The following is a 24,841-nucleotide window of genomic DNA, read 5'->3' on the forward strand; positions in this document are numbered from 1 at the left end:
CCGCCGTTCGCGTTCATTGGGTGTTCGATCAGTCGCCGATCACGGATTTACGCGCCGCCACGATGGTGTCGTAGAAGGACGGATCGACTTCGACATAGGCGGTGTTCTCGCCGCCCGAGAAACCGACGAAGCAGGCATGGTCCTTGGTCGGCAGCTCGAGGAAGAACGCCTGGATCTTCGCCTTGAGGTCTTCCGGCAGCTTGTTGGAGACCATGAGCGGGCCGTTCGGGATCTGCGGCGAGCGCCACAGCTCGACGATATCGTCGGTGTCGAGAATGCCCTTCTCGACCATGGTGTGGAGGTTGCCGGAGGTATAGCCCTCGGCCCAGTCGCCGACGCCCGAACCGAAGGTGGTGCCGGCATCCCAGGTGCCGTCGAGCACGCCGAGCACCAGGTTCTCATGGCCGCCGCCGAAGCCGGTCTCGCCGAAGAACTCGGCCACCGGAGCGCCGATATCGGCGGGCAGCGAGACGTTCGGCACCAGGTAGCCCGAGGTCGAATCCGGGTCGGCGAAGCCGAGCTTCTTGCCCTTGAGGTCGGCGAGCTTGGTGAAGCCCTTGTCCTTGCGGGCAACCAGCAGCGAATAGTAGCCGGTGGAGCCGTCGGCGCCGGCGGTGGTCAGGATCGGATCGACCGCGGCCGGATCCTGCAGCACGATGGCCGCATAGGACGAGGCGCCCATCTGGGCGATGTCGATGGTGCCGCCGAGCAGGCCCTGGATGACGCCGTTATAGTCGGGCGACGGGAAGATCTGCACTTCCGGCACGCCGGTCGCGGCCTTGAGGCCCTCGGCGACGCATTCGGTCTTGCGGATCTGGTCGGCTTCGTTCTCCGAGCCGTCGAGGCCGATGCGGAGGACCGAGATGTCCTGCGCGAAGGCAGTGCCGGTCATGGTGAGGGCGAGGGTCGCCACGAGGACGTTACGGATCGCGGACATGGATGTCTCCTTTGGTGACGCGATTGGCTTTCCGCCACCTGCCGCGCCGCGCGAGCAGGCGGCCGACCGGCAGGAGCGGAAACTCTGATTTCAGTTGGGCAAGCCGGCCGAAGCGAGCGGGGCCTCGAGGGCGCCCGGCGGCAGATCGGCGTGCTTCTTCTTTCTCTTCTTGGGGACGATCGCCTCGAGGCTGGTCGAGGTCATCTCCTCCGAGAAGGCTTCTTCGAGGCCGTCGGCGCCGTAGAGTTCACGCGCCACCTCGGTGGTCAGTTGCTCGGGCGTGCCGTCGAACACCACACGACCGGCCGACATGCCGATGATCCGCTCGCAATAGGCACGCGCCGTGTCGAGGGTGTGGAGATTGGTGATTACGGTGATCCCCTGCTCCTCATTGATCGCCTGCAGCGAGTCCATGACGATCTTGGCGTTGCGCGGGTCGAGCGAGGCGATCGGCTCGTCGGCGAGGATGACCTTGGGCTCCTGCATCAGCGCCCGGGCAATGGCAACGCGCTGCTGCTGGCCGCCCGACAGGGTCTGCGCCCACTGGCTGGCGGTCTGCGCGATATCGAGGCGCTCCAGCGCCTTGAGCGCCATCAGCTGCTCGTCCTCGGAAAAGATCTGCAACAGGCTCATGATGGTGTTGCGGCGGTTGAGCCGGCCGAGCATCACATTGGTGATGACGTCGAGGCGCGGCACCAGGTTGAACTGCTGGAAGATCATGGCGCAGTCGCGCTGCCAGTCCCGCAGCGCCTGGCCGCGCAGCGACGATACGGCGGCGCCGTCGAACGCAATGCTGCCTTCGCTGACATCGATCAGCCGGTTGATCATCCGCAGCAGCGTCGACTTGCCGGCGCCGGAGCGGCCGATGACGCCGACCATCTGCCCGGCGGAGATTTCGAGGTTGACGTTGTCGACTGCCAGCTTGGCGCCGAAGCGACGTGTAACCTGAGAAATCTTCAGCATGCGCGGGCACCCCGTCCAATCGACGGGGCCAACACCTAAGGCGGCTACACGAAGCGCGCGTGAAGGTTGGGTGACGTCTTCATGACAGTGGAAAAGCGCGGGTCGCATGGCGCTAACCCGCTCCGCGATCACGCCTTTCCATCACCGGGTCATTCCCGCGAAAGCGGGGACCCCCGTTTGAAATGGTGCCGCATGCAAGAAAACAGAGGTTCCCGCTTTCGCGGGAATGACCCGGTGCGCCTTCGCGGGGATGACGCCGTGAGTAGGTCCAGGGTTGAGTCCAACCTCTGAGCCAATGCGGCAAAGCTCGCTACTCGTACTTTTCGAGGAAGGCGTCGATCTCGAGCGCGCGGAAATCCGGCAGGGCCTGATGGAGCTTGTCGTGGCTCCAGTCCCACCAGCCGAGCGCCAGCAGCCGGTCGGCGATCGGGCCGGGGAAGCGCTGGCGGATCGGCTTGGCCGGCACGCCCACCGCGATGGCGAAGTCAGCGACATCCTTGGTGACCACGGCGTTCGAACCGACGATCGCGCCGTGCCCGACCTTGACGCCCGGCATGATCACCGCGCCATGGCCGATCCAGGTGTCGTGGCCGATCTCGATGCCGTTCTCGGCGCGCCACTCGAAGAACGCAGCGTCATCCGCTTCGCCCTCGAAGTACCAGCTCGAGCGGTAGGTGAAGTGATGCAGCGACGCGCGCTGCATCGGATGCTTGCTGGCATAGATGCGCACATTGGCCGCGATATTGGCGAACCTGCCAATCTCTGCATACGCCACCTGCGTGCCGTCGACGAGATAGGAATAGTCCCCCAGCGTCGAGCGGTGCACGTGGCAGTTGGCGCCGACCTCGGTGTAGCGGCCGAGCGTCGAGTCGTGCACTTCGGCAGTCGGGTGCACCACCGGCGTTTCCGAGAGCTTCATGCGGCCTTCCTCGCGGCGAACAATGTGACATCGACGATACGGTCGGCAACCTGGGCGCGCACCTCCTCGTCGTGGAAGATGCCGAGCAGCGCGACACCCGCCCGCTTCTTTTCGGCGATCATTTCCACCACTACCGCGCGGTTGGTGGCATCGAGCGAGGCCGTCGGCTCGTCCAGCAGCAGCACCGGGTGCTCCGTGATGAAGCCGCGGGCGATATTCACCCGCTGCTGCTCGCCACCCGAGAAGGTCGCCGGCGGCAACGACCACAGCCGCTCCGGCAGGTTGAGCCGCGCCAGCAGCTCGCGCGCCTTCGCCGTTGCCTCCTCGCGCGCCGTACCGCGGCTGACCAGCGGCTCCGCCACCACGTCGAGCGTGGTAACGCGCGGCACGGTGCGGAGGAACTGGCTGACATAGCCGATGGTATCGCGCCTCAGGTCGAGCACGGTGCGGGGGCTGGCGGTCGCCAGATCGACCGGCTGGCCGTGATGGATCAGCGAGATCGAGCCGGCATCGACGCCGTAATTGCCGTAGACCATCTTGAGCAGGCTCGATTTGCCCGCTCCTGACGGCCCGCCAAGCACCACGCACTCGCCGGCATTCACTTCGAACCCGACGCCGGAAACGACCGGAAGCACGATGCCGTCGCGCAGGTGCATGGTGAAGGATTTGGCGACGTCTGAGACTGAAAGCAGGGCGGTCATGCGGCTTCCCTTTCGTTGACTGAGAGAGACGGCCCCCTCCCGGCCTCCCCCATGAAGGGGGAGGTGAAGAAGAGCCGGTGCTTAGGCACGATCGTGCCAGATACTCGATGCGGCACCTCCCCCTTCATGGGGGAGGATGGGAGGGGGCCGTCTGCGAGCGGTGTGCACATCGTCACACCTGCAAGATCGAAGAAACGAGCAACTGCGTATACGGCTCGCGGGGATCATCCAGCACCCGGTCGGTGAGCCCCTGCTCGATCACGTGGCCATCCTTCATCACCATCATCCGGTGCGACAGCAGCCGCGCCACCGCCAGATCATGGGTCACGATGATGGCCGAGAGCCCGAGATCGGCGACCAGCCCGCGGATCAGGTCGAGCAGCCGCGCCTGCACCGAGACGTCGAGCCCGCCGGTCGGCTCGTCCATGAAGACGAGACGCGGATGGGTCACGAGGTTACGGGCGATCTGCAACCGCTGCCGCATGCCGCCGGAGAAGGCGCGCGGTTCGTCATCGACCCGGTCCTCGGCGATCTCGACGCGACCGAGCCATTCGATGACCGTCGAGCGTATCCGGCCATAATGCCGGTCGCCGACCGCCATCATCCGCTCGCCGACATTGGCGCCGGCCGAGACCGTCATCCGCAAGCCATCCGCCGGGTTCTGGTGCACAAAACCCCAGTCGGTCCGCATCAGGAAGCGCCGCTCGGCCTCGCTGAGATCGTAGAGATTGCGCCACACCTCGTCGCGCATCCGGTATTCGGCGAGGCCGGAGCTCGGCTCCAGCCGGGTCGAGAGACAGTTGAGCAGCGTCGTCTTGCCGGAGCCGGATTCCCCGACAATGGCCAGCACTTCGCCCGGCCACAGCTCGAACGACACATCGGCGCAGCCCATGCGGCTGCCGTAGAACTTGCTGAGGTCGCGGACGCGGAGGAGAGGTTCGGTCATTTGAGGACTCCGGTGCTGGAGGCTGTCGGCTCCCCTCCCCCGTGAGGGGAGGGGTTGGGGGTGGGGGTCCATCGGTGATCACCGCACCACCCCCTCCCTCGATCCCTCCCCTCAAGGGGGAGGGAGGCGCAGAACTGCGGGGACGCGAGCCTCATTCCGCTGCCTCCAGCGCATGACCCGCGAGCTTGCCGCGGTGGCCGTGCTCGCGGCGGTCCTCGCAGTTGTCGGTGTCGGAACAGACGAACATGTGCCCGCCCTTGTCATCGAGGATCACCTCATCGAGGTAGACCCCGGTGGCGCCGCAGAGCGCACACGGTTCCTCGAAATGCTGGATCTCGAACGGATGGTCCTCGAAATCGAGGCTCACCACTTCGGTATAGGGCGGCACCGCATAGATGCGTTTCTCGCGCCCGGCGCCGAACAGCTGCAGTGCCTCCGACATGTGCATTTTGGGGTTGTCGAATTTCGGCGTCGGCGAGGGGTCCATCACGTAGCGGCCCTCGACCTTCACCGGATAGGCGTAGGTCGTGGCGATGCGGCCATTCTTGGCGATGTCCTCGTAGAGCTTCACATGCATCAGCCCATATTCCTCGAGCGCATGCATCTTTCGCGTCTCGGTTTCGCGCGGCTCGAGGAAGCGTAGCGGCTCGGGGATCGGCACCTGGTAGACCAGCACCTGCCCCTCGGTCAGCTTTGCCTCAGGGATGCGATGGCGGGTCTGGATGATCGTCGCCTCTTCGGTGTGGGTGGTGACCGCGACTTCGGCGACCTTGGCGAAGAAGGCGCGGATCGACACTGCGTTGGTGGTGTCGTCGGCGCCCTGGTCGATGACCTTCAGCACATCGTCCGGACCGATGATCGAAGCGGTGACCTGCACCCCGCCGGTGCCCCAGCCATAGGGCATCGGCATCTCGCGGGATGCGAACGGCACCTGATAACCCGGCACCGCAATGGCCTTGAGAATGGCCCGGCGGATCATCCGCTTGGTCTGCTCGTCGAGATAGGCGAAGTTGTATTTGGCGATCATGCTCATGCTCGCATATCCTTCAGCTCGTACGCCGCCAGCGCAGGGGAATGGCGCGGATGCCCATGGAAGACCTGGTGCTCAGCATCGCCATCATCGTCGTGGTGGTGACTGTCGTTCTCGTTGCGATCTGGCGATCCCGCCGCAAGCGGCCATATGCCGGCGGAGGTGCTGGCGGTGATGGTGATGGCGGCGGCTGGAGCACGTCCGACAGCGACGGCGGTGGCGGCGATGGCGGTGGCGGCGGCGACTGAGGTCATTCTGCCGCCTCCGGATAGGCTTCTGCTTCGTCGGCGCTGTCGTGCTCGGCCCGCATTTCGCGCAGCAGCCCGAGTTCACCCTGGAAATCTACATAGTGCGGCAGCTTCAGGTGTTCGACGAAGCCGGTCGACTGCACGTTGTCGGAGTGCGAGATGACGAATTCCTCGTCCTGCGCCGGGTGCTCGACATCCTCCCCCAACTCCCGGGCGCGCAGCGAGCGATCGCAGAGCGACATCGCCATGGCCTTGCGCTCGGCCTGCCCGAACACCAGCCCGTAGCCGCGGGTGAACTGCGGCGGCACCTTGGCATTGCCCTTGAACTTGTTGACCATCTGGCACTCGGTGACCCGGATGCGTCCGAGGTTCACCGCAAAGCCGAGCTCCGGAATATCGAGCTCCACCTCGACTTCGCCGATGCGGATCTCGCCGACGAACGGATGCGAGCGGCCATAGCCGCGCTGTGTCGAGTAGCCGAGCGCCAGCAGAAACCCCTCGTCGCCGCGCGCCAGCGCCTGCAGGCGCCGGTCGCGGTTGAGCGGGAACTCGAGGGGTTCGCGGGTGAGGTCGCCGATCTCGTCCTGCACTTCGGACACATCGGGCTCGATCAGCCCCTGGTGGTCGAGGAGGTCGGTGACCCGCGGCGCCGGCTCGTCCAGGCTGGGGCGGGTGATCGCCTCGTCCACCGCAGCGCCCTCGGCAATATCAGGGTCCAGCAGGCGGTGCGTGTAGTCGAAGGTCGGCCCGAGCAGCTGGCCACCCGGCAGGTCCTTGAACGTCGCCGAAACACGCCGCTCGATCTTCATCGCGGCGGTGTCGATCGGCTTGGAGTAGCCGAAGCGCGGCAGCGTGGTGCGATAGGCGCGCACCAGGAAGATCGCTTCGATCAGGTCGCCGCGCGACTGGATGATGGCGAGCGCCGCCAGCTCGCGGTCATAGAGCGAGCCCTCGCCCATGGCGCGATCGACCGCAAGGCCGAGCTGTTCGATGATCTGGTCGAGGCGCAAAGCCGGCACCGAGCGGTCGCCGCGACGGCGATCGGCGAGCAGCCGGTGAGCATTGGCAATGGCGGCCTCGCCGCCCTTGACGGCAACATACATGGCTCAAGCCTCCGAGATGCGGGTGGTGCGCGGCAGGCCGACCACGGTGCCATCGCGCACCAGCAGCAGGTCCACTCCGCGCGGGAACCGCTCGCGGTTCTCCGCCCATTGGTCGATGAAATCGCCGCCGGGCAGCGGCAGCGCGGTTGTCAGCTGGTCCTTGATGCCGGGCCCCTTCAGGGTCACGGAGCGATCATCGGCTGCGGCAGCCAGCACCACCGTGGTCGAGCGGTCCGGGTATTCATCGGTGCCCTGCCCGAAGCGCTCGAGCGCCGGCAGCAGCGCCACATCGCTGACCAGCGCGAATGCCGCTTCGCCGATCTCCGAGGTCAGCGGCGCACCGCAGTGGAAAGCCAGCCAGGCCCTCACCGCTTCGTTGGCGGCCAGCACCGGGTCGAGCCACACCAGCGTATCGTGGTCGCAAAGCGTCAGCGCCACCGCGCCAAGCTCCGGCGTCAGCGGCGCCGGCGGCAGCGCGTCCGACGCGATCGACTGCACCGAGCCCGGACGGGCCAGCGCCTCCATCACGGCGCGGAACACGCTCTGTCCCCCCAGCACCAGGTCGGCGAAGCCGCCTTCGATCGTTGTGTCCATCAATCGTCTCCCCGGACCATGGTGAAGAAGTCGACCTTGGTGGCCGCCGTCTCGTCGCGAAGCTTGGCGTCCGCCGCCGCCTGCTCCTGCCGCAGCGGCTGCAGCACCAGCGTCTCCACCGCCTCGGCGTCGCGCTGCAGCAGCGCGTCGAACAGCGCCGACTGCACCGCCTTGTCCCCATCGCGGCCGAGGCAGTAGGCGTGCCCGACCTCGCCGGTTTCGAGCCGCACCGTGGCGCGCGTGACCGTCGCTTCGCCGAGGTTGAAAGCATTGCCGCCGCCGCCGGCGCGACCGCGCACCATCACCAGCCCGGTCTCCGGGCCACGCACCTTGTGGAAGGCCGGCTTGTCGGCCCAGGCGGCCCACAGTTCACCAAGCCGCTTCGGCGTGGCGTGGCTCAACACCGCCATCGCCTCCCGCCTGGGGTTATGCTGAGGCGCCTCAAACATTGGCTCTTGCTCCAACTTGTATAGTAAAATAGACAAGTAATGTCGTTTCGCCCCGCTATAGGCCGACCGTGTGAAGATGCAATGACAATCTTGAGCCGCACCGAAATCGCCCCGGCCGGCGGCGTCGCCCTGTGGCGGCAGATCGCCGACGCCATTCGCCTCGACATCGTCGGCGGCAAGCTCGAGAGCGGCGACAAGCTGGAGGGCGAGCTGAGCCTTGCCGAGCGCTTCGGCGTCAACCGCCACACCGTTCGCCGTGCCCTCGCCGTGCTGGAGGAGGAGGGCGTGCTGCGCGCCGAACACGGCCGCGGCACCTTCGTCGCCGAGGCGCGGCGGTTGAGCTACCCGATCGGCCGCCGCACCCGCTTCTCCGAAGGCCTCGCCGGGCAGGTGCGCCAACGCAGCGCCGAGCTGCTGTCATCGAAGATCGAACGCGCCACGCCGCGCCTCGCCGAAGCGCTGGCGATCAAGCCCGGCACGCGCCTCTTGCGGCAGGAAACGGTGTCCTTCGCCGACGGCCGCCCCCTCGCTCGCGCCACCGGCTGGTTCCCTGAAGCCCGCTTTTCCGGCATCGATCGCGCCTATGCCGAAACCGGCTCGATCACCGAGGCGCTGAAGCGCTACGGCATCGACGACTACTCGCGCGGCACCACCCGCATCTCGGCCCGCCACGCTACCGTGGAAGAAGTGCAGGCCCTGAAGCTCGCGCCCGGCGCCGTCGTCCTGGTGTCCGACGCGGTGGATCTCGATGCCGCGGGTGTGCCGATCCACGCCATGCTGACGCGATTTCCGGCGGATCGGATGGAGTTGGTGGTTTAGGGTGAGTCACTGAGAGAGACGGCCCCCTCCCATCCTCCCCCATAAAGGGGGAGGTGCCCGCCGGTTTACTAGGCACGATCGAAGACAGAGCCTCGACTCTTCACCTCCCCCTTTATGGGGGAGGCCGGGAGGGGGCCGTCGGCTTCAGTCAGCACCTACCGCGCCAGACTGATCCCCGCCTCCTTGAGCATCCGATCCACATCCACCGTCTGCCCCGAAGCGATCGACGCATTCGCCGCAATCCCGGTAAGGATCGACCACGCGCCTTCCTTGTGCGTCGATGCGCGGTTGTAACGATCGGGCTCCATGCTCTCGGGCGCGAACAGATAGCCCAGCATCACCGGGTCGGCGCCGCCATGGTCGCCCTCGCCGGCCCACACGTCGACCGCCTCCGGCAACCCGCCGGCGAGATGCAGCGTCGTCGTCATCGCATCTTCCTGAGCCTTGTCGCGCACGCCGCCGAACACCCCGTGCACTTCGACATGCCGATGCGTCAGCTCGCCCTTGGTGCCGTGGAACTTGATCTCCAGCCCTTCCCACGGGCTGTAGGCGCAGAGCGTATAGTTGAGGAACACGTCGTTGGCGTATTTCACCTGCACCTGCATGGTGTCTTCGATGGTGATGTCGTCGGCGAACACGCACTTGTCGCGGAGGTACCCGTCGTCGTCCTCGGCATCGAGGTAAAGCTCGCGCAGCGCCGGATCGCCCGCGAGGTCGAGCCGATACTCGCAGCGGTCGAACACCGGGCAGGTGTGGCAACGCTCGCCATGCGCGCCGAGCCCCAGTTCCTCGGCCATGACAGGGGTGTAGAACACCCGCTTGCCATTGGCGCTGACGGTCTTGGGGGTCGAGGCGACCCACCAGTTCATCAGGTCGAAATGGTGCGTGGATTTGTGCACCAGCAGGCCACCGGATTTCTCCTTGTAGCGGTGCCAGCGGCGGAAATAGTCGGCGCCGTGCACGCGGTCGAGATACCAGCGGAAATCCACTGCGGTGATGTCGCCGATGACGCCCGACATCAGCAGGTCCTTGAGCTGTGTGCGGGCCGGCGTGTAACGGTAGTTGAAGGTGACGGTGAGCCGCTTGCCGCTCTGCTGCTGCGCCTCCAGCACGGCGCGCAGCTTTTCGAGATCCACCGTCATCGGCTTTTCGGTCATCACGTTGCGCCCGGCCTTGAGCGCGGCCACGATATACTCGTGATGCAGGTAATCCGGCGTGGTGACGATCACCGTATCGGGCTGCTGCTCGGCGATCATCCGGCCGAAATCGGCCGCCTCGTAAGTGGCGATGCCGTTGCCCTTCTGCGGGATCTTGCCGGCCGACAGCGCCAGCCGCGTCCCGTTCACGTCGCACAAGGCGACAAGGTCGTTGCCCTCCGCATGCGTCTCGGTGATCGCCTTGCGGAACATGGCATGGCGCCCGCCGACGCCGACTATCGCGTACTTCACTGGGGGTATCCTCGTCGGGTGGTCACGCGACCCGAGCTCCTCCAGCGGACCGCCCACGCATAATTCACCGTCTGGTTACTTAGGTCAAGCCGACCTCAAGGGGGAGGTTTGGGGGTGGTGCGGATGAGCCACGAAGGGTCCACACCCACCAGCGTCATCTCCCGAACCCTTGGTATCGTGGCTTTCCCCTCATCCGGCGCTACGCGCCACCTTCTCCCCGACGGGGAGAAGAATCCGGAGAGTGCGGCGGTAACCTCTTTTCCTCTCCCCGTCGGGGAGAGGGTGGATCGGCCGTAAGGCCGAGACGGGTGAGGGGTGGAGGGCACGTTCCCACCGCGCCCATATGAGCCCTTCGCGGGGATAACGCCTGTGCAGAAAGCAAGAAGGCCGCCCGATGGGCGGCCTTTTGGACGATCAGTACGTCGCCCGGCCACCGCTCAGATCGAACACCGACGCCGTGGTGAAGCTGTTTTCCTTCGACACCAGCCAGGCCACCATGTTGGCGGCTTCCTCGACTTCGAGGAAACGGCCGCGCGGGATGCGGCTCAGCATGTAGTCGATGAACTCGGGCTTCAGTTCCTCGAGGATGCGGGTCTTGGCGGTCGCCGGGGTGATGACGTTGATGGCGATGTCGTATTTCGCCACTTCCTTGCCCACCGCCTTGGTCATGCCGATGACGCCGGCCTTGGCTGCGGCATAGGCCGAGGCGTTGGGGTTGCCTTCCTTGCCGGCGATCGAGGCGATATTGACGATGCGGCCGTAGTTGCGGGCCTTCATGCCCGGCAACACGGCGCGGTTGACGTAGAACGCGCCGTTGAGGTCGATGTCGATGACCCGGCGCCACTCGTCGAGCTCATACTCGTCGAGCGGGGCGTTCTTGCCGGCAATGCCGGCCGAGTGCACCAGGATATCGAGCTTGCCGAGGCCTTTTTCCACTTCCGCCACGGCGGCGGCAACGGCGTCATAATTGGTGATGTTGACCGCAACGCTCGAAGCGGCAGCGCCGAGTTCGGCCTTGGCACTGGCCAACAGGTCGGCATTCATGTCCCAGAGGCTCACTTTGGCGCCGGAGGCGACCAGCCGCTTGGCGATGGCGAAGCCGATGCCCTGCGCACCGCCGGTGATGACGGCCACCTGGCCGTTGAGGTCTATCTGGTTCATGAAACTCTCTTATTGGCTCACGCGAACGGCTTTAGCAGACCGCGATCAGCTATTTCCATACCGAAGCCCGGCGCGCTACTGACCTTTAGTCGACCGTTCTGCGGCAGGTCTTCGCCGCTGAACAGCTTGCCGAAGATCGGCCGGATCGAGCGCCCGTCGGGACTGGCCGCCACGTATTCGCACAGCGACTGTGCCGGCTGGCTGGCGATGAACTGGTACGAGTAGGGTCCCGAGCCATGCGGGATGACCGGGATATCGTAGGCCGCCGCCTGCGCCGCGATCTGCAGCAGCGCCGTCAGCCCGCCCACCCACATCACGTCCGGCTGCAGCACGTCGATGGTGCGCTCTTCGATCAGCCGGCGGAACCCATAGCGGGTATATTCATGCTCGCCGGTGGTCCACTTGAGGGTCGGATGCGCCTGCTTCAGCAGCCGGAAGCCCTCGACATCGTCGGGGTGCAGCACCTCTTCCCACCAGTAGATGTTGAGGTGTTTCGTCTTTTCGGCGAGCCGGATGGCATAGGGCACGGTCAGCGCCATGTAGCAATCGACCATCAGCGGGAAATCAGGGCCGACCAGCTCGCGTTGCGCCGCGAGGAATTCGACATTCTTCAGCAACCCGTCTTCGCCATCGAAATGGCTATGAGGCAGCGGCACCTTGGCGCCCCAGAAACCGAGATCCTTCACCGCGTCGGGCGCCGGGCCGGTGCAGTAAAAGCTGATCTCGTCATGGCACTTGCCGCCGATCAGGTTGTAGACCGGCTCGCCCCGGAGCTTGCCGACGAGGTCCCACAGCGCCAGGTCGACCACCGAGATGGTGGCGATCGGCATGCCCTTGCGGCCGTAGGGCATCGAGGCGCGGAACATCTGGTCCCAGATCTTCGAGATGTTGCGCGCGTCCTCGCCGACGAGGAAACGGGTGAAATGGTTGGCCACCAGCCACGCCGCCGGCGGCCCGCCGAAGCCCGTGGCGACGCCGGTGACGCCGGCCTCGCTCTCGATCTCGACGACGATCGAGCCCATCACCCCGATACCCCAGGATTGGCGTGACGCCTTGTATTTCTCGTAGCCCGACATCGGGTTGGCGATCAGCGTGTCGATCAGCCAGTGGCCGCGACCCTGCTGGAAGTAGTCGCCGCCATCCCCCTCGCTCTCGACGAGCGAAACGCGCACGGCCTTGATGGTGAAGTCTGAGGTCGTCATGCGACGGTCCTTGTATGAAGAGCCAGACCAATTGCTGCCAGGAGCGGCCTTGGGTGGCAGGCGCCGGCCGCAGGGACAAACGTCGTCATCAGGGGAGATGGAAGACCTGTTTGAGGTCGACGACATGCGGGGTGCCGTCGTCATTGTAGTCCATGATGTCGCTCATGAACGCCCACCAGCGCTTGTTGATCTCGGTCCTGGGGAGATCGGTCATGCTGTGGTCGGCGGTACGCACCAGCGTCGCGAACAGCTCGTCGGTTTCCGCATCGTGCCAGATCGAGTAGTCGGACACGCCGGCATCGCGCAGCGCCTGGCTGAGCTCGGGCCAGATCTCGTCATGCCGTTTCTTGTACTCGGCGATCTTGCCGGGGTGCACCTTCATGCGGAAGGCGATGCGCTCGGACATGGCTGTCTCCTTGGGGTTAGGGGTCAGGCGCCCTTGGCCTGCATCACGTCGAGGGTCGAGCGGTGGACGCTGAGCAGATGCGCCTGCATCGCCGCTTCGGCCGCTGCCGCGTCGCGCGCCTCGAGCGCTGCAAGGATCACCCGGTGCTCGGCCAGCGAGCGCTCCAGCACATTGGGGGTTTCGGCCGCGATCCGCCGATATTCCATGCCGAGCACGTAGAGCGAGTGCGAGATGGTGACGAGGAAAGTGTTGCCGGTGGCGGCCGCGATGGTTTCGTGGAACTCGGTATCGGCGAGCCGGAAGCCTAGCGAGTCGCTGGTCAGGTGCACCTGCGCCTCGACCAGCTTGTGGAGGCTCGCAATCTGCGCGTCGGTGATCCGCTCGGTGGCGAGCCGGGCGATCGAGCCATCGATCATATGCCGGCTTTCGTAGAGCGCGCCCAGGTTCTGGCTGTCGAGCGTGATGAGGAACTGCAGCGGGCCGAGCAGGTCCGAGGCCTCGAGCCCGGTGACGTAGATGCCGCCACCCTGCCGCATCTTGAGGACACCGAGGATCTGCAGCCCCCGCAATGCCTCGCGCAGGCTCGGCCGGCTGACCTGCATGTAGGTGGCGAGTTCTCGTTCGGGCGGCAGTTGGTCGCCCGGCTTCAGCGCCTTGGTCCGCACCATCTCGAGCAGGCGCTTGGCCACCTGCTCGGCAACCGAGCTGCTGCGTTCGATCGGCGCATAGGACTCAACCGCGATCATCACTCACCCAGGGCGCGATTGCGCAACTGATCCAGACTCACCGCGAGCATCAGGACGACGCCGCGCGTCACATCCTGCCAGAAGCTCGATACGTTGAGCAGGGTCAAGCCATTGTTGAGTGTCCCCAGGATCAGCACCGCCAAGAGCGTGCCCCACACCGAGCCGCGTCCACCATTGAGGCTGGTGCCGCCAAGGATGATGGCGGCGATGACGGTGAGCAGCTGCGAGCCCGCGGCATTGGGTCCGGCCGCCCCGAGCATGGCGCCGAGGATGGTGCCGGCGATGGCGCCGGCCAGCGCCGAGATCACGTAGAGCACGATCACCGTGCGCTCGACCGGAATGCCGATCAGCCGCGACGCTTCGGCATTGCCGCCGGCCGCGTAGATGAAGCGGCCGAACTTGGTCTTGGTCATCACCAGCCACAGGCCGAAGAAAGTGACCAGCATGATGATCAGCGGAATCGGGATCGAGAACAGCCGCTCGTTGCCGATCCAGTTGAAGCCCGGAATCATCAGCGGCCGGGTCAGGCCGCCGGTGAGGACCAGCGCAATGCCGGAAACGATGCTCATCATCCCCAGCGTGGTGATCAGCGGATTGAGCTTGAGCCGGGTGGTGAACAACCCGTTGACCACGCCGATCGCCGCGGCGAGCGCCAGGGCCAGCCCGACCGCCACCCAGACCGGCACGCCCAGCCCGACGAGCAGCGAGATCATCACCCCGGTGAGCCCGGCGATCGCTGCCACCGACAGGTCCAGCCCGCCGGCAATGATCAGCGGCGTTCCTGCCGCCGCCATCAGCCCGATATAGGCGACGTTGAGCCCGATCTGCAGCATGTTGCGGGTGTTGAAGAAGAACGGCGACAGGATCGAGAACACCGCGATCAGGATCAGGTAGAACACCAGCAGCATGGCGACGCCCGACCAGGGCTTGGCGAGCAGGTCCATGAACCGGCGCTTGAGCGACGGGGCGGCAGCAGTGGTCTCGGCAGTGGTGGCCATGGCAGTCCCTTCAGGCGGCAGTGGTTTCGGTTTCGGCCGTGGCGGCCATCAGCGCGGCGGGGGTTGCCCCGCGCGGGAACTCTTGGACGATGCGGCCGCGGTCGAGCACCAGCGAGCGGTCGGAAATCCCCGCGACTTCCTCGACGTCGGAGGAGAGGATGATCACCGCAAAGCCCCTGGCGGTCAGCTCGCGCAGCTTGCCGTAGATCTCCCGGCGGGCGCCGATATCGACACCGCGGGTCGGCTCTTCGAGGATCAAGAGCTTCACACCCTCGACCAGCCAGCGCGCCAGGCACACCTTCTGCTGGTTGCCCCCCGACAGGGTCCTCAGCTTCTGCTCCGGTCCACGCGTGCGGATGCCGAGATCGCGGATCCAGTTCTGTGCGTGCCCGGTCTCGGCCTCGGTCGAAACGAACAGCCCGCGGGTGAAGCGGTTCTGGAACGGCAGCGCGATGTTCTCGCGCACCGTCAGGTCGGCGATGATGCCTTCCTTCTTTCGTTCGGCGGCAACGAACCCGATACCGGCCTCCTTGCCGTGCTGCGGCGTCGACGGTCGATAGGGACGCCCGTCGAGCGTCACCTGGCCGCTGCGTTCGCTATGCACCGCGCCATAGAGCGCCCGCCCCAGCACCTCGACACCCGAGCCGACCAGCCCGAAGATGCCGAGGATCTCGCCCGAGCGCACCGCAAAGCTCACATCGGCGATCTTACCGCGAACGCCAAAACCTTCGACCTTCAGCACATCGGTACCGGCCGGCGGGGGCGGCTCAGTCGGATAGAGGTCACCGGCCGTGGCGCCGAGCATGGCGGCCAGCACCTCGGCCTTGCTGGTGTCGCGGGTGATGAAATCGCCCGCATTGCGCCCGTCGCGCAGCACCACGATGCGATCGGAAATTTCGAACACCTCGCTCATGTAGTGCGAGATGTAGACCACCGAGACCTTCTGCGCTTTCAGCCGGCGGATGATGGCGAACAGCAGCTCCGCCTCCTGCTCGGTCAGGGCGGCGGTCGGCTCGTCCATGATCAGGATTCGCGCCTGCCCGGCAATGGCGCGCGCGATCTCGACGATGCGCTGTTCGGCCACCGACAGGCGCTTCACGTCCTGGTGCGTATCGAGTGCCTCAAAGCCCAGTTGGGCGAGGAGCTCAGTGGCGCGGATGTGGATGGTCTTGTAATCGACCTGCCTGAACCCGAAACCCGGCTTCATCGGCAGATCGCCGAGCAGGATGTTCTCGCCGACGCTGAGGTCGGGCATGACCGAGATTTCCTGCGGCAGCAGTTTTACGCCGGCGGCGATCGCATCGGCGGGCCTGGTGAACAGCACCGCCTGGCCGTCGACTTCGACGATCCCGGCATCGCGGCTGTAGAGCCCGGTCAGGATCTTCACCAGTGTCGATTTGCCGGCGCCGTTCGAGCCGAGCAGCGCCACGACCTCGCCCGCTTCGAGCGTGAGCTCGACATTGCTGAGCACCGGGACGCCACCGAAGGACTTGTCGATGCCGCGCATCGAAAGTCGTGCTGTGCTGGACATGCGAAAACCTGTCGAAAAAGACCGGGACGATGGCAGGTGCCACCGTCCCGGGTCAGGGGTCAGGATCAGTTCGTGGGGATCAGGTTCAGCGAGTCCTGCAGCTCGGGGAGCTTGCGGATCTCTTCGAGGTGCGCCTTGTAGGCGGCTTCGGGCAGTTCGAAGGTGATCGCGTCCGGCGTCGCCGAGCAGGCGAAGTCCTTGTAGAACTCGCAGACATTGCCGTCGGTGACCATGTAGTGGGTCATCAGCACGGTATCCGGCACCTCCTTGCCGGCCAGCTCCATCAGGGCCAGCGGCACGAGGAAGTTGCCGTAGCGCTCGGGGAAGTAACCCACCGAAGCGACGAAGGCCGGCTCGTCGATCATCGTCTGGATCTCGTCCGCCCCCATGCCGACGACGATCAGGTCGGCCTCGCGGCCCGCCTGCTTGACGGCGCGCAGCATGCCGGCCGAGGCTTGGTCGTTGATCGCCGTCACCATGATCGGCACGCCCTCGGGAATCCGCCCGATGACGTTGTTCATCTGGGTGAAGCTCTCTTCGAGGGTGTTCTTGGTGTCGATCTTGATGATCTGCGCATCGGGGAACTCGCCGACCGCACCCTTGAAGCCGGCCACCTGGCCGTTGGTGCGCATGGCCGGCACGGCGCCCGACTGCGGCAACTCGCCGACCACCAGGAAACCGGTCTTCACCTTGTCGGCGCCGAACTTCTGGATCGCCGCCTGGCCGAGATAGGCGCCGCCCATGAAGCCCGATTTCGGGTTGTTGGCGCCGAAGAAGGTCGCGCCCGGCATCGGGATGTCGATGGCGATGACCTTGGTCTGCGCGTCATTCATCTTCTGCATGATGGTCGCGCCGAAATTCGCATCGGTCTGAAATTCGATGACGAAGTCGACATTGCGCTGCAGGAAGCTCTCGGCATTGGCCAGCGCCGTCGCACCGTCGAGGCGGTTGTCGACGACCTGCAGGTCGATGCCCGCGGCTTCGGCATTGGCGATGATGCCCTGCTCCACCTTCAGGCAGAACGACACGTCGCGCGCCAGATTGGCAAAACCGATGCTGAGCTTGCCGCCATTGCGCGGCGCATGGGCGGCAATCGCGTCGACCACCATGGCAGCGAGCTGCTCGGGGCTCACCATGTTGCCGTCGAAATTGGCCGGGTCGAAGCCGTGGAAATCCTCGGCAAGGGCAGCGCCCGACATAAGGGCCGCCGTCAGCCCGGCTATCGCCGCCAGGCGCAGACTCTTCAGTCGCATGTTTCTCTCTCCCATTTATTGGACAATTGGTCAGTCCAATTATCCAAGCTAATATCGCGTCCGATTTTCGGGCGCAAGCCGGTTCTGGCTATTTGGTCAGACCAATTATCGTTGACCGTTCCCTCCGCTTGACCGTAGGGCTAGCGAAAACGGGAGGTCCGAATGGCAGATCAGGCGTCCGCACCGCTGACGGTGCTGGCTTATGGCGATTCCAACACCTGGGGCGCCGTGCCCCAGCCTTTTCGCGGTGCCGGCGGCCGCTTCGGCGTCACCCAGCGTTGGCCCCGCATCATGCAGGCGGCGCTCGGCGCCGGCGTGAACGTTTTCGAAGAGGGGCTCAACGGCCGCACCACCTGCGTCGACGATCCGATCGAAGGCGAAATCCGAAATGGCGAGCGCTACCTGCCGGTGTCGCTGATCAGCCATATGCCGCTCGACCTGGTGATCATCATGCTGGGCACCAATGACCTGAAAGCTCGACTGTCGATGACCGCCGGCGACATCGCCGATGGCGCCGGCAAGCTCGCCGACCTGGTGCGCCGCTCCACCGCCGGCCCCGAAGGCCTCGCGCCCGAAGTGCTGCTGGTGTCGCCCGCCCCACTGGCGAGGCTCACCTGGCTCACCGAAATGTTCGAGGGCGGCAGCGCCAAATCGCAGAAATTCGTCACCGAATATGCCCGCGTCGCCAAGTCCTATGGCGTGCACTTTTTCAATGCCGGCACCGTCATCGCCTCCAGCGACGACGACGGCATCCACCTCGATGCCGGCGCGCATGAGACGCTCGGCCTGGCGCTGGCGGGGGAGGTAAGGCGGATACTCGAGGTTTAGCACCGGCCTCTCGGTGATCCTCCCCCGCGGGGCGGGGGAGGGGGACCGCCGAAGGCGGTGGAGGGGGCGGCAAGAGTCACCGGCTTGGACTCCCCCCTCCACCAGCTTCGCTGGTCCCCCTCCCCCGCCACGCGGGGGAGGATCACTGTGAGTCCGGTGGCTACCCAAGGCTCAACGCCTTCACCACCGACTCGTCCACCTCGATCCCAAGCCCTGGACGCGTCGGCGCATACGCCTGCCCGTCTCGCTGGCGGATCGGTTCGTCGACCAGGTCCGTCTGCACCACCACGGGGATCGGCTTGAACTCGAACAGCCGGGCATTGGGCGAGCAGAGCGACAGATGCAGGCTCGCCGCGCTGAGGATCGCCGTGCTCCAGGCATGAGCGTTGATGGCGATCCCGGCCGCGCCGCAGAGCGCGTCAATCTTGGAGAAGCCGGTCACTCCTTCGGCCCGCGACGGATCGACGCCCAGCACGTCGACCGTGCCGGTCTCGATCAGCCGCTGGTAGCCGGTCACCGTGAACTCACGCTCGCCGGTGCCGATCGGCAGCTCCGGCAGCGCCGCCTTCAGCGCACGGTAGTCGTCGATCCGCGTCGGATAGAATGGCTCCTCGATCCAGCCGATCTCGTACTCGGCCATTCGCCGGGCGGTGGCGATGCCGGTCTCGCGGTCCCATTTCACCCCATTTCCGACATCGACGATGATCTCGAAATCCGGCCTCAGCGCTTCCCGCAACTCGCGCACGAAGGCGACGTCGTTGTCCGGATCCTGCCCGATATCGGAAAGCCCGCGCTTGCCGAAGCCGAGCTTGGCGCCGCGATAGCCTTCCGCCTGGTAGCCGACGATTTCGTCGACGCACAGCGCCCGGGTCGCCTTGTTGACGTGGCTCGAGGAATAGGCCGGCAAACTCTCCCGTACCTTGCCGCCCAAGAGCTCGTAGAGCGGTTTGCCCTGGAGCTTGCCTTCGATATCCCACAGCGCCATGTCGAGTGCCGAATAGGCGAAGCACGCAATGCCACCCTCGCCATACCACCAGGCGTGCGCCCGCATCTTCTCCCATGCCGTCGTGATGCTGATCTCACCGGCATCCCTGAGGAGCGGTGCGAAGCCCGTATCGATCAGCGTCTTGGTTGCCCAGCAGGCCTCTGGCCACATGGCGATGCCCTCGCCCCAGCCGACCACGCCGTCCACGGTCTCGACCCTGACCAGCACCGTCTGGCGGAGGTTCCCGTGGTCGTTGGTGTCGGCATAGCGGATCACGTAGCTGGTGATCTGGCCCACGTGCATGCGGCATCCTCCCTGAGCGCTTTCAGGAAAAGTTGCAGACTTTTCCGGTTCGAAAGCGCGACAAATCAAACCTGTGGCCCGTTGCTCGAGCTCGGCATTGTCTGGCGTTGACTAGCACCGGGGGCGCTGCTAGGTCAAGAAGTGGTCAGACCACTTGGCCATCTACTACAACACGGCCAAAGATGCCGCGGACGTAAGGGGGAGCGAAACAGTGCCGATCAGCGACCTCAGCGGCGAAGCGCCGTTGCGCCGTTCCGGCCTGACCGAGATGCTGGTGGCGCGCCTGCTCGGCCTCGTCAGCACCGGCAATCTGAGGCCGGGCGACCAGTTGCCGCCCGAGCGCAAGCTCGCCGAGACCTTCGAGGTCTCGCGTCCGACGCTGCGCGAAGCGCTGCGCGCTCTCGCCGTGCTGGGGGTCATCGAGGTGCGGCATGGCGGCGGCGTGTTCGTCTCGCAGCTCGAAGCCTCAGACCTCCTCGCGCCGCTGACCTTCTTCCTCACCCTGCGCGCCGCCGAAGTCGAAAAGCTATATGAGGCGCGCCGGCTGATCGAAGGCGAGATCGCCGCTCTTGCGGCCACCCATGGCGAGGCCGCTGGCTTCGACGAACTGGACACACTCATCGCGGCGCAGGAAGAGGCCAAGCTGGAGCCGGCGCGCTATAGCGATGTCGATACCGCCTTCCATCGCCGGCTGGGCGAGCTTTCCGGCAATGAATTCCTGTCGCGCGCCGCCCAGAGCCTCAATGTGCTCGGCCAGGAATTCAGAAAGACCGCTTCGGAAACGCCCAACGTCATCTCCACATCGATTGCCGACCATCGCATCATTGTCGAAGCGATCCGGCGGCGCGATGCTGCCGCGGCACGGCAGGCGATGATCACCCACATGGACCACGTGCTGCAATCCACCGAGGCTGCGATGAAGGCAAAGAACGAATGACCGAAAGACGCTGGGGGCTCGACAAGGTCACCGAGGCCAACATCCTCGCGGGTGGCTTTTCCACTCCGTGGGATGCGCCGTTCATCCCGCCCTTCCCCTTCACTTTCCGCAATGCCGAAGTGCTGACGGTGTTCTGGCGCACCGACCCCAAGGCGATGCAGTTCCTCGCCCCGCCGCCGGTCGAAGCCACCGGCGACGTGGTCTGCGTGCACATCTACAAGATGAACGACACCAGTTGGATCGGGCCCTATCACGAAGCCAACGTGATGTTCGGCGCCAAGCTGCCGAACGGCCGCTCCGGCGCCTATTCGCCTTACCTGTTCCTCGCCTCCGACGGCGGCGTGGCCCATGGCCGCGAGGTGCATGGCCAGCCCAAGAAGCTCGCCAACCCGTTCCTCGAGTTCCGTGGCGACCTGATGGTCGGCGGCGTCGAGCGCAACGGCATCGACGTCATCACCGTTACCACGCCCTACAAGCAGCAGCCGGTCGATCCTGCGCTGATGCGGGCGCATTTCGACTACGGCACCAACCTCAATCTGAAGGCGGTCAACCACATCGACGGCACCCCGGCGATCCGCCAGATCACCTCGCGCAAGCTCACAGACGTCAAGGTACATGAGTGCTGGCGCGGGCCGGCGACGGTGGAGCTCAGGCCCAATGCCCAGGCGCCGGTGTTCCGCCTGCCGGTGGTCGAGCCGCTCGAGGCCTTCTACTGGCGCGCCGACTTCACCCTCGTCACCGGCGAGATCATCCACGACTATCTGGCCAAGAGCGCATAAGCGCCCGGAGTGCTTTCAGGAAAAGTCGCAGACTTTTCCGGTTCGACAGCGCGACAAAAGAGATTTTCATCGGGAGGACAGTTTGAGCGATAAGGTCAATATCGGCGTCATCGGCGCCGGCTGGTGGGCGACCCTCAGCCACATCCCCGCTTTGCGCGCCAACCCCAATGTCGAAATCGTCGCGGTGAACCGCCCCGATGCCGAGGGCATGGAGAAGGTGGTCGCGAGCTTTCCCGGCGTAAGACCCTATTTCGACGCGGCGGACATGCTGGAGAAAGAGACCCTGCACGGCGTGGTCGTCGCCTCGCCGCACATTCTCCACGCCGAGCACGGGCAACTGGCGCTGTCGCGCGGCCTGCCGACACTGATCGAAAAGCCGATGGCGACCAGCGCCGCCGATGCCCGCGCCCTCCTCGCCACCGCCAACGCGAATAACACGCAGATCATCCTCCCCTATGGCTGGAATTTTAGGCCCATCGTCGAGACCGCCCATCAGCTGGTCAAGGACGGCTGGGTCGGCGAAGTGCGGCACATCGTGGCGCAGATGGCCTCGGCGCTGGCCGATCTGTTCGGGGGCGAGCCGATGGTCGAAACCAAAGACCACCTGTTCCGTCCACCCGTTTCCACCTGGGCCGATCCCAAGAAATCCGGCGGCTACGGCTGGGGCCAGCTGACCCACGGGCTCGGCGCGCTGTTCCGCATCGTCGATCTCGACCCGGCCAAGGTGTTTGCGAGAACCGGCCTCTCCCCCGCAGGCGTCGATTTCTACGACGCCGCCGTGGTCGAGTTCGCCAATGGCGCGACCATGGCGCTGTCGGGTTCCGCCACGGTGCCCAAGTCGCGCGGCTACCAGATCGATATCCGCATCTTCGGCACCGAGGGGATGATGCTGTTCGACATCGAGCGGGCCCGCGTCGAAGTGATCCGCCACGACGGCAAAACCCACATCGCCGATCTCGGCCCCGATGCCGGCGCCTACGAGCAGGTGGCGCCGATTACCCTCCTGGTCGATCTGGCGCGCGGCCGCAACGTGCCGAACCCCGCCGATGGCGTGGTCGGGATGCGCTCGAGTGTGCTGCTCGACGCCATGTACCGCTCGGCGCGATCGGGGCGCATGGAGGACGTACTGTGAAGCTCAGCGTCACCAGCTGGTCCTTCCCCGAACTGACGCTCGACGAAGTCGGCGGCCTCGCCAGGGTGCTCGGCCTCGACGGACTGGATGTCGGCTATTTCTACCGCTCCGCTCTCGACCGTGCGCGGTTGCTGGCCACCCCCGAGACCTATGCCGACGAGCTGCGGAGGCGCCTGCCGCTGCCGGTCGCCAACCTCTACCACCTGTTCGGCAATGGCGTCGCCGACCGCAACCTCGCCGACCCGGACAGCCGCGCTGCCAATACTGCCGACTTCACCGCGGTGCTGAAATTCTGCGCCGCCATCGGCGCGCCCACCGTGTTCATCCTCCCCGGTGTCATCAACGGTGCCCAGAGCCGTGCCCAGGCGCTCGCTGAAACCGTCGAGTCGCTGCAGCCGCTGCTCGATCTGGCGGCCGGCACCGGCGTGGCCGTCTGCGTCGAGCCGCATATCCACTCCTATCTCGAAAGCCCCGCCCTCGCCGCCGAACTCTGCGAGCGCGCACCAGGCGTGAAGCTGGCGCTCGACTACGCGCACTTCGCCGTCGCCGGTTACCGGCAGGACGAAATCGACCCGCTCGCCCGCTGGGCCGGCCATGTGCACCTGCGGCAAGCTCGCCCCGGCGCCCTGCAAACCAAGCTCGACCAGGGAACGCTCAACTTCCCGGCGCTGTTCGCCACGCTGCGCGATGCCGGCTACGACGGATGGCTAGCTGCCGAAGTCGTCCACCAGGGCTATTTCGATACGCTGCACGACGACGTGCTGACCGAGACCGTGAAACTGCGCGACCTGTTCCGCGCCTGGAGTGCCCTGTGAGTACTGGAGCCATCATCGTCACCGGCGGAGGCGGCGGCATCGGTCGCGCCATCGCCAAGCGCCTCCATGCCGACGGCCACAGAGTGGTGATTGCCGACCGCGACCGAGCGGTAGCCGAAAGCGCCGCAAGCGCCATCGGCTGCGAGTTCGAGCTGATCGACATCGGCGACGAAGCCTCGGTGGTAGCCGGCGTCAAGGCCGTCGCCGCCCGTCATGGCGGGCTGTTCGGCGTCGTCAACAATGCCGGCATCCACATGCAGGCACTGGTGGTCGAAACCGCCGTCGAGGACTGGGACCGGATCTTTTCGGTCAACACCCGCGGCACCTTCCTGATGTCGCGCGAGGCGGCGCGGATCATGGCTGCGCAGCAGAGCGGCCAGATCGTCAACATCATCACCAAGCTCGGCTTCGGCAACCCGTTCTCTTCGGCTTATCTCTCGTCCAAGAACGCCATCTGGGGCCTGACCCAGTGCCTCGCCATCGAGATGGCCTCGAGCGGCGTGCGGGTCAACGCCATCGCCCCCGGCCATGTCGGCCCCGGCACCGGCATGGAGAAGGCGTTCCGCGCCAAGGCCGAAAAGCTCGGCAAGAGCTGGGAGGATTTCGAGGCCGACGTGGTCGCCACCATCCCGCTGCACCGCTGGTGCACCCCCGAGGATGTGGCGGGCGGCGTCAGCTGGCTGATGGGGCCCGACACCAGCTTCGTCACCGGCGAACTGATCAACATCACCGGCGGCTTCCAGGCCTACGCCTCGACGCCCAGTGCGGACGCCGTCCGCGCCGCAGCAGAACGAGGCCCGACGAAATGAATAAGTCCCTGCAAGGCAAAGTCGCGCTGGTCACCGGCGCACGGGCCGGCCTCGGCGCCGCCACGGTGCTGGCGCTCGCCGAGCTCGGCGCGACCGTCATCGCTTCGGGCCGGAAAGCCGGCGACTGCACCGAGGTGGTCGCGGCGGTTGTCGCCAAAGGCGGCAAGGCCAGCGAGCTGGTGCTCGACGTCGGCGACCTCGCCGCCATTCCGGCACGCGCCGCAGCGGCGCTGGCGCTCCATGGTCGCATCGATATCCTCGTCAACAATGCCGCGACCATCGAGCCGATGGCGAGGCTCGGCGCGCTCGACCCACTGGCTTTCGACCGCTCGCTGACCGTCAATGTCAGCGGTCCCGCCGCGCTGGTCGCGGCTCTGTGGCCCGCGCTCAAGGGCGGCCGCGTCGTCAACGTGGTGAGCGGCGCCGCCAACCACGCCATGTCAGGCTGGTCGGCCTATTGCGCCGGCAAGGCGGCGCTGCTGATGCTGACCCGCTCGATCGAGCTCGAAGGCACCGAGATCGGCCTCCGTGGTTTCGCCTTTGCGCCCGGCCTCGTCGACACCGACATGCAGGCGTCTATCCGTGCGGCGAAGATCAACCAGATTTCCGACGTGCCGCGCGAAAACCTGCAGCCGCCGCAGCGCCCGGCCCGGGTCATCGCCTGGCTGGCGACTGGAGCCGCCGATGACCTGGCGGGGCAGTATGTCGATATTCGCCAGGAGGGGTTGATGGAGCGGGTGGGGGCCGCATCTTCAGGATCGACCTGAACTTCCCCTCACCCCAACCCTCTCCCCAGCGG

The 24,841-nt window shown here is 65.9% G+C and carries 27 protein-coding genes; 9 read left to right on the top strand and 18 right to left on the bottom strand.

All coding sequences use genetic code 11. The annotated features are described in order from the left end of the window. Nucleotides 1-28: 28 nt before the first annotated feature. The 6 genes from phnD to APS40_RS08280 all read right to left on the bottom strand — a co-directional run bounded on the left by phnD (nt 29) and on the right by APS40_RS08280 (nt 5,499). Nucleotides 29-937, bottom strand: a complete 909-nt coding sequence (phnD, locus tag APS40_RS08255) for a phosphonate ABC transporter substrate-binding protein (protein WP_055046586.1) — start codon at nt 935-937, stop codon at nt 29-31. A 90-nt stretch (nt 938-1,027) separates the two neighbouring features. Then, complete coding sequence (gene phnC, locus APS40_RS08260; protein ID WP_055046587.1) at nt 1,028-1,900, bottom strand: phosphonate ABC transporter ATP-binding protein; 873 nt, start codon at nt 1,898-1,900, stop codon at nt 1,028-1,030. Between the two features lie 310 nt (nt 1,901-2,210). Then, entirely contained in the window at nt 2,211-2,819 is a 609-nt protein-coding gene (locus APS40_RS08265; protein ID WP_055046588.1) for a DapH/DapD/GlmU-related protein, read from the bottom strand. After that, nucleotides 2,816-3,520 carry a phosphonate C-P lyase system protein PhnL gene (gene phnL, locus APS40_RS08270; protein WP_055046589.1) on the bottom strand — a complete coding sequence of 235 codons (705 nt, stop codon included), beginning with the start codon at nt 3,518-3,520 and terminating at the stop codon, nt 2,816-2,818. Before phnL ends, APS40_RS08265 begins: the two co-directional genes overlap by 4 nt. A 172-nt stretch (nt 3,521-3,692) precedes the next feature. Then, on the bottom strand, nt 3,693-4,466 hold the full coding sequence (phnK, locus tag APS40_RS08275; protein WP_055046590.1) for a phosphonate C-P lyase system protein PhnK: 774 nt from the start codon (nt 4,464-4,466) through the stop codon (nt 3,693-3,695). A gap of 151 nt (nt 4,467-4,617) precedes the next feature. Further along, a complete protein-coding gene (locus APS40_RS08280; protein ID WP_055046591.1) occupies nt 4,618-5,499 on the bottom strand; it encodes an alpha-D-ribose 1-methylphosphonate 5-phosphate C-P-lyase PhnJ in 882 nt (293 codons plus the stop codon). A 50-nt stretch (nt 5,500-5,549) separates the two neighbouring features. On the opposite strand from APS40_RS08280, the gene APS40_RS24820 reads away from it, so the two are divergent. Then, nucleotides 5,550-5,744: a hypothetical protein gene (locus APS40_RS24820; protein ID WP_055046592.1), complete on the top strand. Its 195-nt coding sequence runs from the start codon at nt 5,550-5,552 to the stop codon at nt 5,742-5,744. A gap of 2 nt (nt 5,745-5,746) precedes the next feature. On the opposite strand, the gene APS40_RS08290 is transcribed toward APS40_RS24820, so the two are convergent. Genes APS40_RS08290 through phnG form a run of 3 tightly spaced genes read right to left on the bottom strand, consistent with a single transcriptional unit; the run spans nt 5,747 to nt 7,890 of the window. Further along, nucleotides 5,747-6,847, bottom strand: coding sequence for a carbon-phosphorus lyase complex subunit PhnI (locus APS40_RS08290; RefSeq protein ID WP_055046593.1), 1,101 nt, complete (start codon nt 6,845-6,847; stop codon nt 5,747-5,749). A 3-nt stretch (nt 6,848-6,850) separates the two neighbouring features. Next, complete coding sequence (gene phnH, locus APS40_RS08295) at nt 6,851-7,441, bottom strand: phosphonate C-P lyase system protein PhnH (RefSeq protein ID WP_055046594.1); 591 nt, start codon at nt 7,439-7,441, stop codon at nt 6,851-6,853. Continuing rightward, complete coding sequence (gene phnG / locus APS40_RS08300; RefSeq protein ID WP_055046595.1) at nt 7,441-7,890, bottom strand: phosphonate C-P lyase system protein PhnG; 450 nt, start codon at nt 7,888-7,890, stop codon at nt 7,441-7,443. The genes phnH and phnG overlap by 1 nt, the downstream gene beginning before the upstream one ends. An 81-nt stretch (nt 7,891-7,971) precedes the next feature. Between phnG and phnF the strand changes: the two genes are divergently transcribed. Next, nucleotides 7,972-8,709: a phosphonate metabolism transcriptional regulator PhnF gene (gene phnF, locus APS40_RS08305; protein ID WP_156342870.1), complete on the top strand. Its 738-nt coding sequence runs from the start codon at nt 7,972-7,974 to the stop codon at nt 8,707-8,709. A 155-nt stretch (nt 8,710-8,864) separates the two neighbouring features. Here the strand turns inward: phnF and APS40_RS08310 are convergent, their stop codons facing one another. The 8 genes from APS40_RS08310 to APS40_RS08345 form a co-directional block, all read right to left on the bottom strand. Then, on the bottom strand, nt 8,865-10,157 hold the full coding sequence (locus APS40_RS08310) for a Gfo/Idh/MocA family protein (RefSeq protein WP_055046596.1): 1,293 nt from the start codon (nt 10,155-10,157) through the stop codon (nt 8,865-8,867). Between the two features lie 414 nt (nt 10,158-10,571). Further along, entirely contained in the window at nt 10,572-11,318 is a 747-nt protein-coding gene (locus APS40_RS08315; RefSeq protein ID WP_055046597.1) for an SDR family NAD(P)-dependent oxidoreductase, read from the bottom strand. 17 nt (nt 11,319-11,335) lie between these two features. Continuing rightward, entirely contained in the window at nt 11,336-12,520 is a 1,185-nt protein-coding gene (rhmD, locus tag APS40_RS08320; RefSeq protein WP_055046598.1) for an L-rhamnonate dehydratase, read from the bottom strand. Between the two features lie 88 nt (nt 12,521-12,608). Then, on the bottom strand, nt 12,609-12,926 hold the full coding sequence (gene rhaM, locus APS40_RS08325) for an L-rhamnose mutarotase (RefSeq protein WP_055046599.1): 318 nt from the start codon (nt 12,924-12,926) through the stop codon (nt 12,609-12,611). Nucleotides 12,927-12,949: 23 nt separating this feature from the next. After that, nucleotides 12,950-13,672 carry a FadR/GntR family transcriptional regulator gene (locus tag APS40_RS08330; RefSeq protein WP_055046600.1) on the bottom strand — a complete coding sequence of 241 codons (723 nt, stop codon included), beginning with the start codon at nt 13,670-13,672 and terminating at the stop codon, nt 12,950-12,952. Then, on the bottom strand, nt 13,672-14,670 hold the full coding sequence (locus APS40_RS08335; protein WP_055046601.1) for an ABC transporter permease: 999 nt from the start codon (nt 14,668-14,670) through the stop codon (nt 13,672-13,674). Before APS40_RS08335 ends, APS40_RS08330 begins: the two co-directional genes overlap by 1 nt. 10 nt (nt 14,671-14,680) lie before the next feature. After that, a complete protein-coding gene (locus APS40_RS08340; protein ID WP_055046602.1) occupies nt 14,681-16,201 on the bottom strand; it encodes a sugar ABC transporter ATP-binding protein in 1,521 nt (506 codons plus the stop codon). 65 nt (nt 16,202-16,266) lie between these two features. Further along, nucleotides 16,267-17,454, bottom strand: a complete 1,188-nt coding sequence (locus tag APS40_RS08345) for a sugar ABC transporter substrate-binding protein (protein ID WP_055046603.1) — start codon at nt 17,452-17,454, stop codon at nt 16,267-16,269. A 162-nt stretch (nt 17,455-17,616) separates the two neighbouring features. On the opposite strand from APS40_RS08345, the gene APS40_RS08350 reads away from it, so the two are divergent. Continuing rightward, nucleotides 17,617-18,282 (top strand): SGNH/GDSL hydrolase family protein, encoded by a 666-nt coding sequence (locus tag APS40_RS08350; RefSeq protein ID WP_055046604.1) that lies wholly within the window; start codon nt 17,617-17,619, stop codon nt 18,280-18,282. 160 nt (nt 18,283-18,442) lie between these two features. Here APS40_RS08350 and APS40_RS08355 read toward each other — a convergent pair whose 3' ends face one another. Next, nucleotides 18,443-19,570, bottom strand: a complete 1,128-nt coding sequence (locus APS40_RS08355; protein WP_055046605.1) for a mandelate racemase/muconate lactonizing enzyme family protein — start codon at nt 19,568-19,570, stop codon at nt 18,443-18,445. Between the two features lie 211 nt (nt 19,571-19,781). On the opposite strand from APS40_RS08355, the gene APS40_RS08360 reads away from it, so the two are divergent. The 6 genes from APS40_RS08360 to APS40_RS08385 all read left to right on the top strand — a co-directional run bounded on the left by APS40_RS08360 (nt 19,782) and on the right by APS40_RS08385 (nt 24,809). Next, entirely contained in the window at nt 19,782-20,507 is a 726-nt protein-coding gene (locus APS40_RS08360) for a FadR/GntR family transcriptional regulator (RefSeq protein ID WP_156342871.1), read from the top strand. Beyond that, the gene (locus tag APS40_RS08365) at nt 20,504-21,286 is read left to right on the top strand and encodes an acetoacetate decarboxylase (RefSeq protein ID WP_055046607.1); all 783 of its coding nucleotides are present in this window, start codon (nt 20,504-20,506) and stop codon (nt 21,284-21,286) included. Before APS40_RS08360 ends, APS40_RS08365 begins: the two co-directional genes overlap by 4 nt. A gap of 82 nt (nt 21,287-21,368) precedes the next feature. Next, on the top strand, nt 21,369-22,418 hold the full coding sequence (locus APS40_RS08370) for a Gfo/Idh/MocA family protein (protein ID WP_197279542.1): 1,050 nt from the start codon (nt 21,369-21,371) through the stop codon (nt 22,416-22,418). Continuing rightward, on the top strand, nt 22,415-23,233 hold the full coding sequence (locus APS40_RS08375) for a sugar phosphate isomerase/epimerase family protein (protein ID WP_055046608.1): 819 nt from the start codon (nt 22,415-22,417) through the stop codon (nt 23,231-23,233). The genes APS40_RS08370 and APS40_RS08375 overlap by 4 nt, the downstream gene beginning before the upstream one ends. Beyond that, nucleotides 23,230-24,042 (top strand): SDR family NAD(P)-dependent oxidoreductase, encoded by an 813-nt coding sequence (locus APS40_RS08380; protein ID WP_055046609.1) that lies wholly within the window; start codon nt 23,230-23,232, stop codon nt 24,040-24,042. The genes APS40_RS08375 and APS40_RS08380 overlap by 4 nt, the downstream gene beginning before the upstream one ends. Then, nucleotides 24,039-24,809: an SDR family NAD(P)-dependent oxidoreductase gene (locus APS40_RS08385; RefSeq protein WP_055046610.1), complete on the top strand. Its 771-nt coding sequence runs from the start codon at nt 24,039-24,041 to the stop codon at nt 24,807-24,809. The genes APS40_RS08380 and APS40_RS08385 overlap by 4 nt, the downstream gene beginning before the upstream one ends. Nucleotides 24,810-24,841 lie beyond the last annotated feature (32 nt).

It is taken from the genome of Devosia sp. A16, from assembly GCF_001402915.1.
Lineage (GTDB): Bacteria > Pseudomonadota > Alphaproteobacteria > Rhizobiales > Devosiaceae > Devosia_A.

Coding starts and splice junctions, on each gene's coding strand:
- APS40_RS08350 (WP_055046604.1), top strand. CDS start 17,617: ATGGCAGATCAGGCGTCCGCACCGCTGACGGTGCTGGCTTATGGCGAT.
- APS40_RS08340 (WP_055046602.1), bottom strand. CDS start 16,201: ATGTCCAGCACAGCACGACTTTCGATGCGCGGCATCGACAAGTCCTTC.
- phnL (WP_055046589.1), bottom strand. CDS start 3,520: ATGACCGCCCTGCTTTCAGTCTCAGACGTCGCCAAATCCTTCACCATG.
- phnF (WP_156342870.1), top strand. CDS start 7,972: ATGACAATCTTGAGCCGCACCGAAATCGCCCCGGCCGGCGGCGTCGCC.
- APS40_RS08335 (WP_055046601.1), bottom strand. CDS start 14,670: ATGGCCACCACTGCCGAGACCACTGCTGCCGCCCCGTCGCTCAAGCGC.
- phnD (WP_055046586.1), bottom strand. CDS start 937: ATGTCCGCGATCCGTAACGTCCTCGTGGCGACCCTCGCCCTCACCATG.
- APS40_RS08330 (WP_055046600.1), bottom strand. CDS start 13,672: ATGATCGCGGTTGAGTCCTATGCGCCGATCGAACGCAGCAGCTCGGTT.
- APS40_RS08355 (WP_055046605.1), bottom strand. CDS start 19,570: ATGCACGTGGGCCAGATCACCAGCTACGTGATCCGCTATGCCGACACC.
- APS40_RS08315 (WP_055046597.1), bottom strand. CDS start 11,318: ATGAACCAGATAGACCTCAACGGCCAGGTGGCCGTCATCACCGGCGGT.
- phnC (WP_055046587.1), bottom strand. CDS start 1,900: ATGCTGAAGATTTCTCAGGTTACACGTCGCTTCGGCGCCAAGCTGGCA.
- APS40_RS08385 (WP_055046610.1), top strand. CDS start 24,039: ATGAATAAGTCCCTGCAAGGCAAAGTCGCGCTGGTCACCGGCGCACGG.
- APS40_RS08280 (WP_055046591.1), bottom strand. CDS start 5,499: ATGAGCATGATCGCCAAATACAACTTCGCCTATCTCGACGAGCAGACC.
- APS40_RS08365 (WP_055046607.1), top strand. CDS start 20,504: ATGACCGAAAGACGCTGGGGGCTCGACAAGGTCACCGAGGCCAACATC.
- APS40_RS08265 (WP_055046588.1), bottom strand. CDS start 2,819: ATGAAGCTCTCGGAAACGCCGGTGGTGCACCCGACTGCCGAAGTGCAC.
- phnK (WP_055046590.1), bottom strand. CDS start 4,466: ATGACCGAACCTCTCCTCCGCGTCCGCGACCTCAGCAAGTTCTACGGC.
- APS40_RS08290 (WP_055046593.1), bottom strand. CDS start 6,847: ATGTATGTTGCCGTCAAGGGCGGCGAGGCCGCCATTGCCAATGCTCAC.
- rhaM (WP_055046599.1), bottom strand. CDS start 12,926: ATGTCCGAGCGCATCGCCTTCCGCATGAAGGTGCACCCCGGCAAGATC.
- APS40_RS08345 (WP_055046603.1), bottom strand. CDS start 17,454: ATGCGACTGAAGAGTCTGCGCCTGGCGGCGATAGCCGGGCTGACGGCG.
- phnG (WP_055046595.1), bottom strand. CDS start 7,890: ATGTTTGAGGCGCCTCAGCATAACCCCAGGCGGGAGGCGATGGCGGTG.
- phnH (WP_055046594.1), bottom strand. CDS start 7,441: ATGGACACAACGATCGAAGGCGGCTTCGCCGACCTGGTGCTGGGGGGA.
- APS40_RS24820 (WP_055046592.1), top strand. CDS start 5,550: ATGCCCATGGAAGACCTGGTGCTCAGCATCGCCATCATCGTCGTGGTG.
- rhmD (WP_055046598.1), bottom strand. CDS start 12,520: ATGACGACCTCAGACTTCACCATCAAGGCCGTGCGCGTTTCGCTCGTC.